The organism is Enterococcus sp. FR204 (assembly GCF_031143325.1).
GTDB classification, from domain to species: domain Bacteria; phylum Bacillota; class Bacilli; order Lactobacillales; family Enterococcaceae; genus Enterococcus_B; species Enterococcus_B faecium.
Genome location: NZ_JAKZIW010000004.1, coordinates 24,110 through 43,852 on the forward strand (window position 1 = coordinate 24,110; position 19,743 = coordinate 43,852).

The window sequence follows — 19,743 nt, forward strand, 5'->3', positions numbered from 1 at the left end:
TTGTGAAAAAGCTGCCCTGCATCAAGTAATAAGAACAGCCAAGTAAAAACAGCTTCTTAATGTTTTTAACTTGGTTGGACTTATTACCGCAGATGCAAGCTTTTGAACACCGTTTAAGGAAGAGGTTGTAAAATCAGCGTTTTGACCTGAGTATTAGAGAAACATACGGAAAAATATCTCCTTATATTTTGCCGGTTTTTGAGCTAATACCGAGGAACAGCTGATTGAATACCGTTTAAGAAAGAGGTCGTGAGCCTGCCGTTTAACTCCGAGTCACAAGGAACAATTTCAAAAAACAGCTTCTTATATTTATTGGATATTGTGACTTGTGACCGAGGAGTTGGCAGGAGAACAATGTTTATTCGGAAAAAAGGAGCTGTGACATGACTTTTGTCACAGCACCCAAACATAACGTCTTTCGTTGCAACAGCAGATGCTTCGGAGAATCAAACAGACTGGAGAAGATGAACGAGTGGCTTTTGAAACCATCGGAGAAAAATTACGGCAAGCACGCCTGAATAAAAAAATATCTTTAGATGAATTACAGCAGATTACAAAAATTCAAAAACGTTATTTGGAAGCAATCGACAATGATGATTTTGACCAATTGCCTGGTAAATTTTACGTGCGGGCATTTATTCGGCAATACGCTGAAGCTGTAGGAGAAGATGGAGACCATTTAGTCGATGTTTTTGATGGGAAAAGCAAATTGACAGGATCGGTCCCTGAACGTCCGCAGCCTGAAACAGTAAGTACTTCTAGAAAAGCAATGCATCAGGAAGAATCGCATCCAAGTCGCTTTTGGACAAGTCTTCCTGTCATTTTATTAGGATTGGTTGCTTTGGCGATTGTCGTTGTCGTGGGCTATATGACTTGGCAAGATCGTCAAGCTGATCCAATAATCGGAGACACAGCTTCTTCGCTTAAAGTAGAAGGATCAGTCGAGGAGTCCTCTTCCTCAGAGCAAAGCACGCAGACCAAAGAGTCTTCTACAGTAGAATCAACAACAAAATCAAGTGAAGAAAAGAAAATGGCAATAGCTACAGGAGAAGATTCTGGCAGTGCCATCGCAGTAAATATCACAGACGCTACCAAGCCTGTAACCCTTGAATTTACTGCTGTCAATCGTGTATGGTTAGGTGTGCTAGTAGACAATGCCTATGTTTATCAAGGGACACTGGCAGCAAATGAAACACAGAGTACCGTGTTACCGGAAACAGCAACAAATGCGACCATCACGATTGGTGCAGCAAGCAATGCAACGATCAAAGCGAATGGAGAATCCGTACCAGTTAATCCAGGGGAAAACAATCAGAGTCCAAAAAATGTGAACCTTACTCTTCAATACGCAGAGTGATCGTATAAATTAGTTTACGCATCTGTTTACTTGCAGGTATAAAAAAGAAGGATCGTGACAAATCTGTGTCGCGATCCTTCTTCGTTAATTCAAAAAGATCAATTTCAATAAAAATACTCCTTTGAATAAATTCATTTGGAAAAGTAAATAATATCGGTGGAAACTTCGCTGATAGTCACGTAGAATAGGGAAGAAAGGAGTCGATAGTGTGAATTTACCAAATAAATTAACTGTACTTAGAATTTGTATGATCCCGATTTTCATTTTGGTTGTAGGTTTACCTTTAGATTGGGGACAACTTAACGTAGGAGACACCACACTGGCTGTCACACAGCTAGTAGGTGCAGTTATTTTTGCTTTAGCTAGTATCACAGACTGGTTAGATGGAAAAATTGCCCGTGCGCGAGGCCTTGTCACTAATTTTGGCAAGTTTGCGGACCCGTTGGCAGATAAAATGCTAGTTATGACTGCTTTTATCATGTTGGTTGACCAAGGAAAGGCCCCTGGTTGGGTAGTAGCGATCATTGTCTGTCGTGAATTAGCCGTCACAGGCTTGCGTTTACTACTTGTCGAACATGGAGAAGTCATGGCTGCAGCTTGGCCGGGAAAAGTCAAGACGGCTACACAAATGGTTGCTATTATCTTGCTGTTTATCAATAATATCCCATTCAGCCTGATCGGTATTCCAGTAGATCAAATCATGCTTTATGCTTGTCTGATCTTTACTATCTATTCAGGTGTGGATTACTTCATCAAAAACAGCGGTGTGTTCAAAGGATCAATGTAAGTATCGTTTAGTGGAGAGGTTGTGAGCCTGCCGTCTAACTCTGAGTCACAAGGGATAATTTCAAAAAACAGCTTTTCATGTTTTATGTATATTGTGACTTATGACCGAGGTTTTGGCAGGAGAACACTGTTTATTTAGAACAAGGAGCTGTGACAAGATTTTTGTCACAGCTCCTTGCCCTCTTTTTAAATAAAAAAATATAAAAATACAGCGTATACTATATAAGGGAGCGGGAAGTAATGAAAGCAGAAATAATAGCTGTCGGAACAGAACTTTTACTAGGACAAGTCGTGAATACGAATGCCACTTTCTTGTCAGAACAGCTAGCTGATCTAGGTATCGAAGTTTATTATCAAACAGTTGTAGGAGATAATCAGCAGCGTTTAGAAGAGTTGATTGCTCTAGCTGAAACAAGAAGTGAACTCATACTCTTATGTGGCGGATTAGGACCGACAGAAGATGACCTAACAAAAGAAGCAACTGCGGCTCACCTCGGTAAGTCTCTCATACAAAATACGGAAGGATACAAAAAATTATTGGCATATTTTGAAACAACCCATCGAAAAATGACCAAAAACAATCTGCAACAGTCCCAGATTATCGAAGGCGGGGTTCCTCTACCAAATCGTACAGGGCTTGCTTTAGGGACTTTTTATCAAACAGATACACATGCGTATATCCTTCTTCCCGGTCCGCCTAATGAGTTGAAACCAATGTTTGTGGAACAAGTACGTCCTTTACTAGAGGAACGTTTTCCTTCTGAAGAAAAACTAATTTCTAAAGTTTTGCGCTTTTATGGGATTGGTGAATCGCGACTGGTCACTGAGCTAAAAGATCTGATTGAGACACAGATCAATCCAACGATCGCACCATATGCCAAACCAAATGAAGTGACATTACGACTGACAGTGAAAACAAATGATGTTCAGGCAGGGAATCAAGCTCTTTTAGCATTAGAAGAAAAAATCCAAGAACGAGTAGGGGAATATTTTTATGGATACGGCGATGATAATTCGCTAGCAAAAGTCGTAGTGGAACTACTGAAAGAAAACAAGCAGACTGTAACAGCAGCGGAAAGTTTGACAGCCGGTGCCTTCCAAGCCGCATTGGGCGATATTGCTGGTGTATCTGAAGTATTTCCAGGTGGATTCGTTACCTACTCGCTCCAAACAAAAGCTGGTTTTCTGGAGATTGATCCGGAGCTATTAGCAGAATATGGAACAGTCAGCAAAGAATGTGTGGAGCAGATGGCCATTCAAGCACGTGAGATAGCAAGAACAGATTACAGTGTAGCTTTCACCGGAGTGGCTGGACCGGACACGTTAGAAGGTCAATCTGCAGGAACAGTATGGATCGCTATTTCATCTAAAGACGGCGTAGTTTCAGAAAAATATCACTTTGCCAGAGACCGTGCTGCTATCAGATATAATGCGGTTATGCAAGGATTTGATCTTTTGAGAAAACAGCTTTTAAGAAAATGATAAATGCGAATATTTGTTCGGTTTTTTCTTGCTTTTTTTCACTAAAAAAGATATGATAAGGATAATGAAATGTTGCTCTGATTTGTAAATATAAGGAGGATTATCGTATTGGCAGATGATCGTAAAGCAGCCTTAGATGCTGCACTGAAAAAAATTGAAAAGAGCTATGGTAAAGGCTCTATTATGAAATTGGGCGAAAAAATCGACCAGCAAATCTCTACAATTCCAAGTGGCTCTCTTGCGTTAGATGTCGCTTTAGGTGTCGGCGGTTATCCCCGTGGACGTATTATCGAAGTATACGGACCTGAAAGTTCAGGTAAAACAACAGTGGCGCTACATGCTATTGCAGAAGTACAAAAAAATGGCGGAACTGCCGCTTTCATCGATGCTGAGCATGCGTTAGATCCGCAATATGCACAAAAATTAGGTGTGAATATCGATGAACTACTTCTTTCACAGCCTGATACAGGAGAACAAGGTCTGGAGATCGCTGATGCTTTAGTATCAAGTGGAGCTGTAGACATCGTAGTAGTCGATTCAGTTGCCGCTTTAGTTCCACGAGCAGAAATCGACGGCGAAATGGGCGACTCACATGTCGGGTTACAAGCACGTTTGATGTCTCAAGCATTGCGTAAACTCTCTGGTTCGATTAACAAAACAAAAACAATCGCTATTTTCATCAACCAAATCCGTGAAAAAGTAGGCGTGATGTTTGGGAATCCAGAAATCACGCCTGGAGGACGCGCATTGAAATTTTACGCAACGATCCGTTTAGAAGTACGCCGTGCAGAACAATTGAAACAAGGAACAGATATTGTTGGTAACCGTACAAAGATCAAAGTCGTGAAAAACAAAGTAGCACCTCCTTTCAAAATCGCTGAAGTAGATGTCATGTATGGCTTAGGTATCTCACAAGAAGGAGAACTTCTAGACATGGCAGTAGAAAAAGACATCGTTGATAAAAGTGGTGCTTGGTATTCTTATAAAGAAGATCGGATTGGCCAAGGACGGGAAAACGCTAAAATCTATATGGCTAATCATCCTGAAATGATGGCAGAAGTTTCTGCTCTAGTTAGAGCAGCTTATGGTATTGGCGAAGAAGCCGCTGTCCCAGAAGATGAAAAAGGACAAGAAGAATTGCCTTTAGTAGAAGAATAAAAATCATGATAAACAAAAACGGCTGGTCTGAAGAGTAGGTACTCTCCTTGACCTGCCGTTTTTTTATTGAATAAAGAAATCGTGAGTTATTTAATTATGCGAGTGGGTACATAAAATAAAAATATCTGTTCATCTACAAAGAATAATTTAATAGAAAAGTTTCTCAACTTAAAGGTTTACCTATATGAAACTAGTGTCATTTATTTTAAAAACCATCGTTTAATGAATAAATAGAAAGCCGTTTCTTTGTTTATTTAAAGTTGACACTACGGGGTACAAACATTAGAATAAAGTTGTGCATGTTTTTTGTACACATATATGCGAAGATGCATATTGACAAGTTTAGAATAATTTATCATAGAAGCTGTATAGATGATAAAAATGAAAAAGATAGTATGGAGGTGGATTTTATGGTATTCAACATTCTCCTCGCTATCATCGGTTTAATTGTCGGTCTTGGTTTAGGGTTTATGGTCGCAAAGTCACGTCACGAGAAAGAAATAGCTGGTGCACAATCATCAGCTGCTGGAATCATCGATAGTGCAAAAAAAGAAGCAGAAACTCTAAAAAAAGAAGCATTGTTAGAAGCTAAGGAAGAAAATCAGAAATACCGTTCTGAAGTTGAAAGTGAGCTGAGAGAAAGTAAGTTAGAATTAAAATCTCAAGAGAATCGTTTGATTCAACGCGAACAAACGCTGAATCGTAAAGATGACTCGTTAGAAAAACGCGAGAACTCACTTGAAAGTAAAGAAGAAGCACTTAGTTCAAAACAGCAATTAATTGAAGATCAACAAAAAGAACTAGAAAAAATTGCTGGTTTATCAAAAGAGGACGCACGAGATGTCATCATGAAATCGACTGAAGAAGAGCTGAATCATGAGTTAACTCTAATGGTAAAAGAATCTGAACAGCGTGCCAAAGAAGAAGCAGATCGCAAAGCGAAAAACTTATTATCATTAGCGATCCAACGCTGCGCAGCAGATCAAGTTTCAGAAACGACTGTTTCAGTCGTTACCCTTCCGAATGATGAAATGAAAGGTCGTATCATTGGACGAGAAGGTCGTAATATTCGAACGCTTGAGACGCTGACTGGTATCGATTTAATCATCGATGATACACCGGAAGCAGTTGTTCTTTCCGGATTCGATCCAATCCGAAGAGAAATCGCACGGATGACCTTGGAAAAACTGATACAAGATGGACGAATCCATCCAGCGCGTATCGAAGAAATGGTCGAGAAATCTCGTAAAGAAATGGATGAACGTATTCGCGAATACGGGGAAGAGGCAGCGTTTGAAGTCGGTGCTCATACACTTCATCCAGATCTAATCAAGATCATCGGACGTCTGCGATTCAGAACTAGTTATGGACAAAACGTCTTGAAGCATTCGGTCGAGGTTGCAAAATTAGCTGGTATCTTAGCAGCAGAGCTTGGCGAAGATATCCAATTAGCAAAACGTGCCGGGTTGCTCCATGATATTGGGAAAGCACTTGACCATGAGATTGAAGGATCTCACGTTGAGATCGGTGCGGAATTAGCTGCCAAGTACAAAGAAAACCCAGTAGTAATCAACGCGATCGCTTCTCATCATGGCGATGTGGAAGCTACTTCTGTTATCTCTGTCCTTGTAGCTGCAGCAGATGCGCTCTCAGCAGCAAGACCTGGTGCGCGAAGTGAATCATTAGAAAACTACATCCGTCGTTTAAGAAGTCTGGAAAATATTTCGAACAGCTTCGCCGGTGTAGAATCAAGTTACGCAGTTCAAGCTGGACGCGAAGTTCGGGTAATGGTCAAGCCAGAAGAAATCTCGGATTTAGACGCTGTTCGTTTAGTACGTGATATTCGTAAACGAATCGAAGAAGAACTGGATTATCCTGGACACATCAAAGTAATCGTTATTCGGGAAACTCGTGCAACTGATTATGCTAAATAATAAAAAATACAAAAGAAGAGCCGGGGCAAAAGCCACAGCTCTTCTTTTTTTGTAAGGCACGAAAAAACATTGCTATCATTATTTTTTATTCAACATCTCAAGATCTTTCTCGATCGTCGTATTGATTCCTTTGATGACGGCTGGGATGAATCCTGCTTCTTCTAAGGCAACTACACCTGCAACAGTTGTACCGCCGGGAGAAGAAACTTGGTCTACAAGTTCCCATGGATTTTTATCACTTGAAAGGAATTTTTGACAAGAACCCATAATTGCTTTTGCAGCAATCTCAGTTGCTGTCTGTTTGGACAAACCATTCAGTACACCAGTCCGTCCCATCGCATCGATCAGCATGTAAACGAATGCGGGTGAGCTGCCAGCAAGGCCAATGAATGTACTGAAATCTGATTCTGCTAAAGGATAGACGCTGCCGATTGCTTCAAAAATCATCGTAGCTTGCTGAAGCTGTTCCTCCGTGGCAGCTTCATTTTTGCAAATCGCAGAAACGCCTGCTCCTACGCTGACATTGACATTCGGCATCACACGTACGATGGAGGCCTGAGGATCTTCAAGCGCTGTTTCTAAATCTGTTAATGATTTTCCTGAAGCAATAGAAATGAATAAGACTTTCTGGCTATATTCTCTTAGTTCTTCCAATACTTTTTCAATGATTTTTGGTTTCACGGCTAAAAGAACGATATCTGATTGTGATGCAACTTCCTGATTACTTTTGCATGCATGGACGCCAGTTTCAGCAGCAAATTTTTGTGCATTTTCAAAATGACCACTGGAAACGAACACTTCTTCTTTCGAGACTGTTCCTGTTTTCAATAAACCATCAATAATAGCTTGTGCCATATTTCCTGTACCGATAAATCCTACTTTCATGTTATCCTCTCCTTTAGCATTAGGATATCTTTCTTTTTCTATGATCGCAAGCAAAGAACAGGTCTAAAGTGGAAAAATTAAAATAAATAAGATAACATTGGGGTATGACAAAAAGTATACAAGTTAGGAATGGGAAAATGTGAAAAATAAACGATACTTGATGCTGCAATGGATAAAGGAACATAGTCTGATTTTAAAACTGATTTTTTTCGGCTCCGTGTTAGTCTTTGTGGCAAATCAAGTCGCAAATATTGCTAATGGCATGAGTTGGCAAGATATTTGGCAAAGGATGGGACAACAAAGCCACATGACGATCCTGCTCATGATTCTGGCTGGACTGCTGGGTGTCACTCCGATGTTGTTGTATGATTGGGTGACGATCAGAGTCTTAGAAAAACAAGGAAAACCAAAAATGGAAAGAAAAGAGTTTCTTCTTGCTGCGTGGGTAACAAACACGATCAACAATCTCGCCGGTTTTGGTGGTGTGGTAGGAGCAAGTCTTCGGGCTAGTTTTTATGGAAAGCAGACAAATAGAAAAATGGTTTTAGCCACTGTATCAAAAGTCGCACTATTTATGCTGACTGGTTTGTCTGTATGGTCGTTTCTTACATTTATTGATGTCTTTTTTATTCAGTCAGAAAGTATTTTTCGAAGCTATTGGATCTGGCTTTTCGGCGGTAGTTTTTTAGCACCAGTCATTTTCTTTTTTGCTTATCTAAAGAGAAAGACATTGTTCTTCGAGTTTTATCCAAAAGGCTTGCTTGGTCTGCTACTGGCATCCTTTGGACAATGGACGGGAGCCCTTGCGGTATTTTTGATCATCGGCAAGTTGATGAGAATAGATATTTCGATGCTTTCGATCTATCCTATGTTCATGATTGCTACATTGATAGGAATGCTGACGATGGTCCCAGGTGGAATGGGGACTTTTGACGTTTTGATGATCTTAGGAATGAGTCAATTGTCTGTTCGGCAAGATGTAGCAGTAGTTTGGCTATTATATTATCGGTTGTTTTATTATGTTCTACCTTTTATGACGGGACTTCTATTGTTCATCACACATACAGGAGTCAAAATCAATCGATTTTTAGATAACATTCCGCGACTGTTTTTCCAAAAGGTTGCGCATATCGTGCTCGTAAGTGCTGTCTATTTTGCGGGAATCATGATGGTACTTCTATCAACAATCACTAATCTGTCTGCAATCAGTCGACTATTTCAAGTATTATTGCCGTTCTCATTCAATTTTTTAGATCAGACAGTGAATCTATTGGTTGGCTTTTTATTACTCGGCCTTGCTCGAGCACTTTCAGTAAAAGTCAAAAAGGCATTTCTGCCTACGATTGCTTTACTATCTTTTGGTATTTTAAATACAATCACACGTACGTTATCTTGGCAGTTGATATTGGTATATGTCTTGATTCTGTTAGCTGTGTGGTTATCCAGAAAAGAATTTTATCGAACAAAATTCGTTTATTCTTGGGGAGCTATAATCTTTGATGCTAGCTTGTTCGGCTTTTTGTTTATCGTTTACGCAATCGCAGGCTATCACAGCGGACGCTTTTTAGTCGGTCGAATAACAGGAAATCATTTTATTTTGTTTCCTTCAGATGATGTGTGGTTCTCAGGGCTTATTGGTTTGGGCATCTCATTGCTAGCTTTAGTGGCGCTTTATCAATATTTAGCTGAAGATACTACGAAGCTTGGCAGTGAGTACGAAAAAGACCGTTTTGACCGTTTATTGGAAACATACGGAGGCACAGCTACAAGCCATCAGCTTCGCTTGTCAGGTTACAGTTATTTTTATTACCAAGAAGATGACCAAGATCAAGTCGTTTTTGGTTATCAGATCAAAGGAAACAAATGCTTTGTTTTAGGAGATCCAGTTGGCAATCCTAAAATGATGCGGGCAGCAACGAATCAGTTTATGAAACAAGCAGATTGTTTAGGCTATCAGCTTGCGTTTTATAAGATATCAGAAAGCTACGTAGTGATGCTTCATGAATTGGGTTTTCACTTCACGAAAGTAGGTGAAGCAGGGATTGTTGATCTAGCAACAGAAGACTTGTCTCGGCTGAGTCAGCAACTTGAATATCAACGTTTGATGAAAGAAGGATACCATTTTACTTGGTACGATCAACTGCCAGAAGAATTACATCAAGCTGTAAATGAAGTTTCACAAAAATGGCTTCAAGGTGCACGAGAAAAATACTTCTCTGTGGGACGATTTGATAAATCATATGTATTATCTAGCGGTGTCGGTATTGTCCGTAAAGATCAAAAAGTCGTTGGCTTCATCACCGCTCAGCCGATGACGAAGAAGCAGGCGGGATATGATTTGTTGCGGGTCTTACCTAAAGAATCTGAGGAATTAGCTGACTATCTGTTAGCCAATCTGTTTATTGTATACGAGAAAATGGGCTACTCGGAAGCCAATCTAGGCTTAGCTCCATTAGCTAATGTTGGAGAAACAGATTTTTCTTTCTTTCAAGAAAAAGTCATGCATATCGTATATAATTATGGTAATTTTTTCTATTCCTTCCAGTCTGCTTATGAAAAGAAATTAAAATATGTCGATCATTGGGAAGGACGTTACTTTGCTTATAGGAAAGGAAGTAATTTCGGATTTGCTACCATGCAGCTACTCAGTCTGATAGGAAAAGAAAAAGGAAATATTCCGAGTTTGGCAGAAGAAGTGCTCACAGAATTATAAGAATCACTAGAACTTGTTTGGATTATGAAGAGAAAATTCTGTGAAAGCTGTTGAAACGATGACAAAATCAACCACTAGGCAGACATAAGCTATACTTTTATTTTTCCCTATGATAGAATACTTGCGACTTAGACTTTTCGAATGGGTGAGAGGATGGAATTGATTGAAAAAGCGCCAGCCAAGATAAATTTAGGACTGGATGTATTATATAGACGGCAAGATGGGTATCATGAGTTGGAAATGGTGATGTCGAGCGTAGACTTGGCAGATCATCTATTTTTTGAAGAAATAACAGAAGACAAAATCATTGTAGAAACAAATAAAGCATTTTTACCGGTAGATGAACGGAACAATGTTTATCAAGCTGCTTTATTGCTAAAAAATAAATACAATATCAAAACCGGTGTCAAGATCTTTGTTAAGAAGAATATTCCAGTAGCAGCTGGATTAGGCGGAGGAAGTACAGACTGTGCAGCTGCTCTAAGAGGGATCAACCAATTATGGAATCTGGGCTGTTCGTTAGAAGAACTGGCAGAAATCGGTTTGGAAGTCGGTACAGATGTTCCTTACTGTGTCTACGGAAGTACGGCATTTGTCGGTGGCAAAGGGGAAGAAATCCAAGTATTACCTTCTATGCCACAGTGCTGGGTTGTGTTGGTCAAACCAAGAATGAGTGTCTCTACACGTACAGTGTTTAGAGAAGTAGATACGCAAGCCATCCAACATCAAGACATCCACGGACTTGCTGAAGCCATCCGAGAGCAAGATTATCAGCAGATGATCAAAAAAATGGGAAACAGTTTAGAAGATATAACGGGAAAGCGGCATCCAGTCATCCATCAAATCAAAGAGCGTATGATCAAGTACGGAGCAGATGCCGCATTGATGAGTGGAAGCGGACCAACCGTTTTTGCCTTGTGTCAACATTATTCAAGAGCGCAGAGAGTATATAATGGGTTAAAAGGTTTTTGTGAGGAAGTTTATTTAGTACGAACCCTGCAATAAAATATAAGAAGTAAAATAGGTGATGAAAAACTGAGGAATCCTAAAATGGTATTCTTCAGTTTTTTATTGTAGTGAAATGGCTAGATATGAGCAGCAACTCATCCATTTTACGATTTAATCAAGAATATACATGCTTAAATCAGAAATTGATGGATTTCTATTGACTGTGTTTTTTTATTTTGATACATTAGTTCACGTTAATAAATCGTAAAATTACGATTTGTTCATTGAAAGGAGCATATAAATGAAAAAATATCTTTTGACAGCTACGGTAATGATAGGTGCTTTACTGTTTGCAGCATGTGGAAATACGAACAAGGAAGCAGACAAAAAAGAGGATTTGACGATCGTTACGACTTTTTATCCGATGTATGATTTTACAAAAGAGATCGTAGGGGATGAAGGAAACGTGAAACTTTTGATCCCTGCTGGAACGGAGCCGCATGATTTCGAACCAAGTGCAAAAGAAAGAGCAGAAATTTCCGATGCAGATGTTTTCGTGTATAATAGTTCAGACATGGAATTTTTTGTGGATTCGTTAAAGGATTCAGTGGATAGCAAACAGACCTTGATGATCGAAGCAGCTAAAGGAATCGACCGTTTAGAATCGCAAGAAGCAGACGAACATGAAGAATCAGAAGAAGGGCATGGTCATTCACATGAATACGATCCACATGTTTGGCTCGATCCGGTATTAGCTATAAAAGAAGTCAGAACGATTGCTGAAGAATTAGGCGAAAAATATCCAGATAAAAAGGAAACTTTTACGAAGAATGCCGATGCTTATATCAAAAAGCTTGAAGCACTGGATCAAAAATACTCCGATGAGCTAAAAGATGCAACAAACCGCACATTTGTCACTCAGCATGCTGCTTTTGCTTATTTAGCGAATCAATACGACTTAAAACAAGTAGCGATTTCGGGCGTTTCACCAGATCAGGAACCCACACCAAGTCGCTTAGCTGAGCTAAAAGAATTTGTGAAGAAAAACAACATCAAAGTGATTTATTTTGAAGAAAATGCCTCTTCGAAGGTAGCTGAGACATTGTCGAATGAAACAGGAGTGAAGCTAGAAGTGTTGAATCCTTTAGAAAGCTTGACTAATGAACAAATCAAAGCAGGCGAAAATTATATTTCTGTCATGGAAAAAAATCTGAAAGCTTTAAAAGAAAGTATCAATTAAGTTTTAGAATGGAGGTTGTAAGGTGCGTTATATCGAAATATCTGATTTGACCTTTTACTATGATGATGAACCTGTACTAGAAGATGTCTCTTATCATGTAGATGTGGGTGAATTTGTCATTTTAACTGGAGAAAATGGAGCAGCCAAGTCAACCTTGGTGAAAGCATCGTTAGGATTACTGAAACCTTCAAAAGGAATGATAAAGATTGCTGAGAAAAATCAAGAAGGAAAAAAATTAAGTATCGGTTATATTCCTCAACAAGTTGCATCTTTCAATGCAGGTTTTCCTAGTACGGTGATCGAATTAGTCCGTTCAGGAAGATATCCAAGAGGCCGCTGGTTCAAGCGTCTCTCTGAAAAAGATCATCAACATGTACAGCGTGCTTTAGAAGCTGTAGGGATGTGGGATATGCGAAATCGGCGAATAGGTGAATTGTCTGGCGGACAAAAGCAGCGAATCAGTTTAGCGCGTATTTTTGCTACTGACCCTGACTTATTTGTTCTTGATGAACCAACAACAGGTATGGATGAAGAATCCAGAAATGAATTTTATCGTCTTCTCCGACATAGTGCGCATGTCCATGGGAAATCAGTTCTAATGATCACCCATGATCATGAAGATATCAAACAGTATGCGGACAGACAGATCCGACTGGTGAGAAAGGAGGATTCTCAATGGCGTTGCTTTCATATGAATTCATGAGAAGAGCGTTTCTTGCCGCTATCTTCATTGCCGGAATCGCCCCGATGCTAGGTGTGTTTTTAGTGATCAGAAGACAATCGCTGATGGCTGATACGCTTTCCCATGTCTCTTTAGCAGGGGTAGCGTTAGGATTCTTTTTGAACCTTAATCCTACACTTACGACCATGCTAGTCGTTGTATTAGCAGCTGTGATATTGGAGTATCTGCGAACGATCTACCGAACCTATTCAGAAATCTCCATTGCCATTTTAATGGCTGGTGGTTTGGCGCTAGCGTTAGTATTGATGAATTTGAGCGGAGGGAATTCAGCAACAAGTATCCAATCCTATCTGTTTGGTTCGATCGTGACCATTACATGGGAGCAAGTCATCTTTTTAGGAATCTTATTCGTTGCCATCGGTATATTGTTCTTTTTATTCAAACGGCCGATGTATGTTCTGACTTTTGATGAAGATACCGCCCACGTGGATGGGCTACCCGTTCATTTGATGTCGATGATGTTCAATGTGATTACTGGTGTGGCTATTGCTGTGATGATCCCGATTGCCGGTGCACTTTTGATATCCGCAATCATGGTTCTTCCCGCAGCAATCGGTATGCGATTAGGCAAAAGCTTCAATGTCGTGATTGCTATCAGTGTTTGTGTAGGATTTCTAGGGATGCTGTCAGGACTAACTAGCTCGTTTTATCTAGATACACCTCCAGGAGCAACAATCACATTAGTCTTTATTGCTTTGTTCCTGATTGTAAATATCATCAAACGAATATTGGTTGCCTTCAGAAGAAAAAATAACTAAATTATAAAGAAAAGAAGCCTTATAAAAACGAAAAATTTTTTATAGGCTTCTTTTTATTTTAATAAATACCGAACTATTTTCTTATTTTTTCATAAAATGCTCGAATTTTTGAAGAAAAACTTATATAATGTAAAACGATAAAATTTCTTAAAAGGAGTTGGAATAGGTGAAAGTACGTCGCAGTGAACGTCTAGTTGACATGACACAGTATTTATTGAATCACCCGCATGAATTGATTTCCTTAACAAGCTTTGCCGAACGTTATGAATCTGCTAAATCTTCTATCAGTGAAGATTTGGGAATCATCAAGAAAACATTTAAAGAACGAGGGTATGGAACCTTGGAAACAATCCCAGGTGCTGCAGGTGGTGTATTGTTCATCCCTGAAATTTCATATGAAGAGGCGAAAAAATATATTGAATCTCTAGCAGAACGTCTATCAGAACAAGACCGTCTGCTTCCAGGAGGATATGTTTATCTCTCTGATTTGTTAGGAGAACCTGAACTGCTGCGTCAAGTTGGAAGAATCATTGCTTCTAAATACCTTGGTGAAAAAATCGATGCTGTAATGACTGTAGCCACAAAAGGCGTACCTATTGCCCAAGCTGTGTCCTATTATCTGAATGCGCCATTCGTTATTGTACGCCGGGACTCAAAAATAACAGAAGGATCAACAGTAAGTGTCAACTATGTGTCTGGATCTTCTGAAAGAATTGAAAAGATGGAACTGTCTAAGAGAAGTTTGAAACGTGGTTCACGTGTCCTTGTAGTGGATGATTTCATGAAAGGCGGCGGAACAGTCAACGGAATGAAGAGCTTGATTGAAGAATTCGAATCAGAACTTGTTGGCATCACTGTATTTGCCGAATCAAAATTCAACGGTCATCGCGCCATCGATGATTATACGTCACTGCTTTATGTCAAAGATGTAGATACTCAAACGAAAAATATTACGGTTGTGCCGGGAAATTATTTTTCAGAATAAGAGGTTGTGAAAAAGCCGCTTAGTTTCGAGTAGTAAGAAAAATTTTGTGAAAATGGCTTTCCACATTTTTTCATAAATTTGGCTTAATACCGAGAAACTGGCTTTTGAACACCGTTTATCTAGAGGTTGTGAAATCAGCGTCCTGTCCTGAGTATTAGCTCAATAAACGGAAAAATTGCTCCTCATATTTTGCCGTTTATTGAGCTAATACCGAAGGTCAGCTGATTGAAAACCGTTTAATGAAGAGGTTGTAAGCCTACCGTTTAACTCTAAGTCACAAGAAACGATTTCAAAAAACAGCTTTTCATGTTTTATGAGTAGTGTGACTTGTGACCGAGGACTTGGCAGGAGAGCACCGGTTACCAAATAGATAGGCCCGTTATGGTCTATCTATTTTTTTATCCAGAAAACGCTGGGATAAAAGAAAATCACTTGTTTTGTTGAAAAAATGGGTATACTGGGATAAACTGAAATCAGCAAACTATATTTAGGAGTGACGCAGTTGGACGCACGTTATGCAATTATTTTGGCGGCAGGGAAAGGTACCCGCATGAAGTCAAAATTATATAAAGTTTTACATCCCGTTTCTGGTAAACCTATGGTAGAACATATCATTAATCGGGTCAGTGAAACGAAACCAGATGAAGTGATTACGATCGTTGGACACGGAGCAGAACAAGTTAAAGCACAACTAGGAGAACGCAGTAAATATGCGTTACAAGCAGAACAATTGGGAACAGGACATGCTGTTTTGCAAGCTGCTTCTTTCTTGGAAGGAAAAAAAGGAACAACGTTAGTTATCAGTGGCGATACACCATTATTGACTACTGAAACGCTGAACAATCTTTTTGAATATCACCAAGGAAAAAATGCAAGTGCAACGATCTTGACGGCACAAGCAGAAAACCCAACAGGATATGGACGAATCATCCGTGACCATATTGGGATCGTAGAAAAAATCGTGGAACAAAAAGATGCAACACCAGAAGAAGCTCTTGTACAAGAAATCAATACAGGAACTTACTGTTTTGACAACGAAGCTTTGTTCGATGCGTTAAGCAAAGTTGGAACAAACAATGCTCAAGGTGAATACTATCTAACAGATATCATCGAAATCTTAAAAGAAGAAGGCAATACAGTTGCTGCTTATCAAACGGATGATTTTGAAGAATCAATGGGAGTCAATGATCGGATCGCGTTAGCTAAAGCAAATGAGATCATGAGAAAGCGAATTAACCAGATGCATATGGTCAATGGCGTAAGCTTTGTCGATTCAGCAACGACATACATCGATGCAGGCGTAGAAATCGGTCCAGACACATTGATCGAAGCAGGTGTACAAATCCAAGGAAATACAGTCATCGGTTCTGATTGTGTCATCGGGGCACATTCAAAAATCGTAGACAGTAGGATTGAGGATCACGTCGTCATTGAAAACTCAGTCATTGAAAGCAGCCATGTCAAGAAACATGCAGATGTGGGACCTTATGCACATTTACGACCAAAAGCTGAAATTGGCGAAAACGTCCATATCGGAAACTTTGTGGAAGTGAAAAATGCTCAAATCGGCAAAGGAACTAAAGTCGGTCACTTGACTTATGTTGGTGATGCTACGCTGGGAGAAGAAATCAATGTCGGATGTGGTGTTGTCTTCGTCAACTATGATGGAAAGAACAAACATCATACGACTGTCGGCGACCACAGCTTTATTGGTTCTAGCACGAATATCATCGGACCTGTCGAGGTAGCTAAAAACAGTTCGATTGCTGCAGGGTCAACAATTACAGACAATATTCCAGAATATGCGCTGGCAATTGCGAGAGCAAGACAAGTCAATAAAGAAGGATATGCAAAAAAACTCCCTTATCTAAACTAAGACTTTTGCAAAATCACTTGATTTATTTAAAAAATATGACTACTATTTATTAGGTAGAATTCTAGAGTTGTGAAAAAGAAAGTGGAGGTCCCCATGTCAAAACATTACTTTGACCCAAGATTAAAAATTTTTGCGTTAAATTCTAATCGCCCATTAGCAGAGAAAATTGCAGCAGCAGTCGGCGTCGAGTTAGGAAAATCATCTGTTACTCAATTTAGTGATGGAGAAATTCAAGTAAACATTGAAGAAAGTATTCGTGGATCGCATGTCTATGTTATTCAATCAACGAGCAGCCCAGTCAATGATAACTTGATGGAGTTGCTGATCATGATTGACGCACTGAAACGAGCAAGTGCAAAAACAATCAACGTAGTCATGCCTTATTATGGCTATGCGCGTCAAGACCGTAAAGCACGTGCACGGGAACCAATCACAGCGAAATTAGTAGCAAACATGATTCAAAAAGCTGGTGCAACAAGAATGCTGACTTTGGACCTTCATGCAGTCCAAATCCAAGGTTTCTTTGATATTCCAGTCGATCATTTGATGGGTGCGCCACTTATTGCCAATTATTTCTTAGAAAAAGGAATCAAAGGCGATGATGTTGTCGTTGTTTCACCAGACCATGGTGGTGTCACACGGGCACGTAAATTAGCGGAATTTTTGAAATCTCCGATTGCGATCATAGACAAACGCCGTCCAAAAGCAAATGTTGCAGAAGTAATGAATATCATTGGACAAGTCAAAGGCAAAACTTGTGTACTGATCGATGATATGATCGATACAGCAGGTACGATCACATTGGCTGCCAATGCTTTGAAAGAAGCTGGTGCAACTAGTGTGTATGCTTCATGTACACATCCAGTATTATCCGGCCCTGCTTTACAAAGAATAGAAGATTCAGCTATCGAGCGTCTAGTTGTTACAGACTCGATCTATCTTCCAGAAGATCGTAAAATCGACAAAATCGATGAAGTAAGTGTTGGCGGACTAATGGGAGATGCAATCAAACGTATCCATGAAAACAAACCAGTTAGTCCATTGTTTGAAACAAAAAATAAATAATAAATAAACTCACAAAGGGGAGTCCAATTGGGCTGAGATTGAATCTATTTCTAAACCCTTCGTACCTGTATCGGTTATGCGAGCGTAGGAATTGTGAATAAACAGCTGTTTGACTATTTTCGAAAGCTGCTTCCTCCTTTGTGACTTTTTTATTCAAAGGAGGAAGTTTTTTTATGGGAAAAAATAGAGTTTGGGTAGAAGGAACGATTGTTGCAGCGTTAGCGATGGTGTTGTCGTTGATTCCGATCCAGATCGGCAGCAGTTTTTCTATTTCATTAGGGCAGATTCCATTGACTCTTTTTGCGTTAAGAAGAGGAACAAAGGCAGGGATGCTGGCAGGTTTCATTTGGGGCATCCTACATTTTCCGTTGGGACAAGTTTATTATTTAAGTGTCGTTCAAGTGTTGATTGAGTACCCGATTGCCTATACTTTTGCAGGCGCAGCAGGGCTCATGGCTTCAAATGTCCAAAAAGGCTATGTAGACGATAATACGAAACAAATTAGAAAAAGCATCGTGTTTGGTGCATTGATTGGCGCACTTTCCAGATATTTTTGGCATTTTATTGCAGGAGTGGTTTTCTGGGGAGCGTATGCACTATGGGGGATGAATCCTTGGCTCTTTTCTTTCGTAATGAATGGTGCCAGCGGGTTGAGTACAGCTATTGTAACGATCATCGTTTTATTAGGGATCCAACAAACGATTCCTTCGATTTTTGTGCCAGATAAACGACAGGAGCTGTAAATAAAAAAGAAGCAAGAAACTTGAGACAGAATCATGTCCTAGTTTCTTGTTTCCTTTTTATTTTTTGATAAGAAATAGATCTACTTCAATGGCAGATAAGAAAGATCGGCATCTTCCACCAATTGCCAGTGTCGATCGGTGACAGAGTAGATTAAAGTAGCGATGATTTCCTCTTCTCGATACCGGGTGCCTTTTAATTTCCAAATATAATCTTCAATCACATAGATTGGGATACGATATTCACCATCGATCAAACCAACTTGATCAAAAGAAAAAATGATCCCTTCCTGCATCAAATTACGCATTTCTTTCAATAATTCCACACTGATTTTTTCAACAGGTGTTTCTTTTTTGAAAAAAGATTTTTTTACATTGATCTTATCTGACAAGATCGAACTTAATTTACTAGCAAAAATCCTATAAAATTCATCTAAATAGCGATAATAAATCCGATTCAGCTGATCATTAAGATCGAAGTATACAAAATTATTCTGTAGTTTATAAAAAAACGGTGAATGAAGATGTGTTTTCATATGACCAAAATATAATAATTCTGAAATTTCTAAAGGTGTCAATTCTTTCAGCATCGTTAAATCAGTAAAGTCGATCCACTTCAATTCATCGAATCCACGCCTGTTACGAGAAGAGGAAAAGAAACGCTGAATATTTTCTGTACCACGGATTACTTTCAGCCCTGTATGGGATTCATATTCTCCAGCAGAAGCAGATGGATCAAGCAAGAGCAAGTTTTGAGGAAAATGCACGATACTGTTTGCAAAGTCAGTAGCAGTCAGCCCTTTTGTTAAAACAGCATTACTTGTGGTATCAATATGTACATAAACTGACTCAGTCATCATGTTCCTCCTCTTATTTCCTCTTAATCTCTTTTATTTTACAACATTTGCATTAAAAAAGCTTGTTTCTTTTATTTTAAAATTCCATTACAAAATCACGTTTTCATTGAAAACACTCTCATTTTCAATTAATTTTTGTGATTTTTGTATTTTTTATTTAAAGGAGGTTTTATGAATTGTTTTCTTATGGAATCTACAAAGTCGAATACGAGACTCA

General features: G+C 39.3%; 16 protein-coding genes and 1 riboswitch. Of the genes, 14 read left to right on the top strand and 2 right to left on the bottom strand.

The genetic code is table 11. The annotated features are described in order from the left end of the window. Positions 1-433 precede the first annotated feature (433 nt). The 5 genes from RG571_RS02010 (at position 434) to rny (ending at position 6,717) form a co-directional block, all read left to right on the top strand. Complete coding sequence (locus RG571_RS02010) at positions 434-1,357, top strand: RodZ domain-containing protein (protein ID WP_002287423.1); 924 nt, start codon at positions 434-436, stop codon at positions 1,355-1,357. Positions 1,358-1,565: 208 nt separating this feature from the next. Next, positions 1,566-2,144, top strand: a complete 579-nt coding sequence (gene pgsA / locus RG571_RS02015; RefSeq protein ID WP_002298210.1) for a CDP-diacylglycerol--glycerol-3-phosphate 3-phosphatidyltransferase — start codon at positions 1,566-1,568, stop codon at positions 2,142-2,144. Between the two features lie 239 nt (positions 2,145-2,383). After that, positions 2,384-3,625, top strand: a complete 1,242-nt coding sequence (locus tag RG571_RS02020; protein WP_002296026.1) for a competence/damage-inducible protein A — start codon at positions 2,384-2,386, stop codon at positions 3,623-3,625. Between the two features lie 108 nt (positions 3,626-3,733). Further along, entirely contained in the window at positions 3,734-4,783 is a 1,050-nt protein-coding gene (recA, locus tag RG571_RS02025; RefSeq protein WP_002318847.1) for a recombinase RecA, read from the top strand. Positions 4,784-5,193: 410 nt separating this feature from the next. Then, entirely contained in the window at positions 5,194-6,717 is a 1,524-nt protein-coding gene (gene rny, locus RG571_RS02030) for a ribonuclease Y (RefSeq protein ID WP_308947762.1), read from the top strand. A 78-nt stretch (positions 6,718-6,795) separates the two neighbouring features. Here rny and proC read toward each other — a convergent pair whose 3' ends face one another. Then, positions 6,796-7,602 (bottom strand): pyrroline-5-carboxylate reductase, encoded by an 807-nt coding sequence (proC, locus tag RG571_RS02035; protein WP_002318848.1) that lies wholly within the window; start codon positions 7,600-7,602, stop codon positions 6,796-6,798. 139 nt (positions 7,603-7,741) lie between these two features. Between proC and mprF the strand changes: the two genes are divergently transcribed. The 9 genes from mprF (at position 7,742) to thiT (ending at position 18,672) form a co-directional block, all read left to right on the top strand. Continuing rightward, positions 7,742-10,315 carry a bifunctional lysylphosphatidylglycerol flippase/synthetase MprF gene (gene mprF / locus RG571_RS02040; RefSeq protein WP_002318849.1) on the top strand — a complete coding sequence of 858 codons (2,574 nt, stop codon included), beginning with the start codon at positions 7,742-7,744 and terminating at the stop codon, positions 10,313-10,315. Positions 10,316-10,468: 153 nt separating this feature from the next. Further along, positions 10,469-11,320 (top strand): 4-(cytidine 5'-diphospho)-2-C-methyl-D-erythritol kinase, encoded by an 852-nt coding sequence (gene ispE, locus RG571_RS02045; RefSeq protein ID WP_002296028.1) that lies wholly within the window; start codon positions 10,469-10,471, stop codon positions 11,318-11,320. A 244-nt stretch (positions 11,321-11,564) separates the two neighbouring features. Beyond that, entirely contained in the window at positions 11,565-12,503 is a 939-nt protein-coding gene (locus tag RG571_RS02050) for a metal ABC transporter substrate-binding protein (RefSeq protein WP_002287342.1), read from the top strand. A gap of 22 nt (positions 12,504-12,525) precedes the next feature. Next, entirely contained in the window at positions 12,526-13,206 is a 681-nt protein-coding gene (locus RG571_RS02055; RefSeq protein WP_114635008.1) for a metal ABC transporter ATP-binding protein, read from the top strand. After that, entirely contained in the window at positions 13,179-14,003 is an 825-nt protein-coding gene (locus RG571_RS02060; RefSeq protein WP_002287344.1) for a metal ABC transporter permease, read from the top strand. The genes RG571_RS02055 and RG571_RS02060 overlap by 28 nt, the downstream gene beginning before the upstream one ends. 166 nt (positions 14,004-14,169) lie before the next feature. Continuing rightward, a complete protein-coding gene (purR, locus tag RG571_RS02065) occupies positions 14,170-14,988 on the top strand; it encodes a pur operon repressor (RefSeq protein ID WP_002287345.1) in 819 nt (272 codons plus the stop codon). A 502-nt stretch (positions 14,989-15,490) separates the two neighbouring features. Further along, on the top strand, positions 15,491-16,864 hold the full coding sequence (gene glmU / locus RG571_RS02070; RefSeq protein ID WP_002298200.1) for a bifunctional UDP-N-acetylglucosamine diphosphorylase/glucosamine-1-phosphate N-acetyltransferase GlmU: 1,374 nt from the start codon (positions 15,491-15,493) through the stop codon (positions 16,862-16,864). Between the two features lie 93 nt (positions 16,865-16,957). Then, positions 16,958-17,929 (top strand): ribose-phosphate diphosphokinase, encoded by a 972-nt coding sequence (locus tag RG571_RS02075; RefSeq protein WP_002287347.1) that lies wholly within the window; start codon positions 16,958-16,960, stop codon positions 17,927-17,929. Positions 17,930-17,934: 5 nt separating this feature from the next. Continuing rightward, positions 17,935-18,037, top strand: a riboswitch (TPP riboswitch). A 65-nt stretch (positions 18,038-18,102) separates the two neighbouring features. Next, a complete protein-coding gene (gene thiT / locus RG571_RS02080; RefSeq protein WP_002301201.1) occupies positions 18,103-18,672 on the top strand; it encodes an energy-coupled thiamine transporter ThiT in 570 nt (189 codons plus the stop codon). 80 nt (positions 18,673-18,752) lie between these two features. On the opposite strand, the gene RG571_RS02085 is transcribed toward thiT, so the two are convergent. Continuing rightward, entirely contained in the window at positions 18,753-19,526 is a 774-nt protein-coding gene (locus RG571_RS02085) for a hypothetical protein (RefSeq protein WP_002298196.1), read from the bottom strand. Between the last annotated feature and the right edge of the window lie 217 nt (positions 19,527-19,743).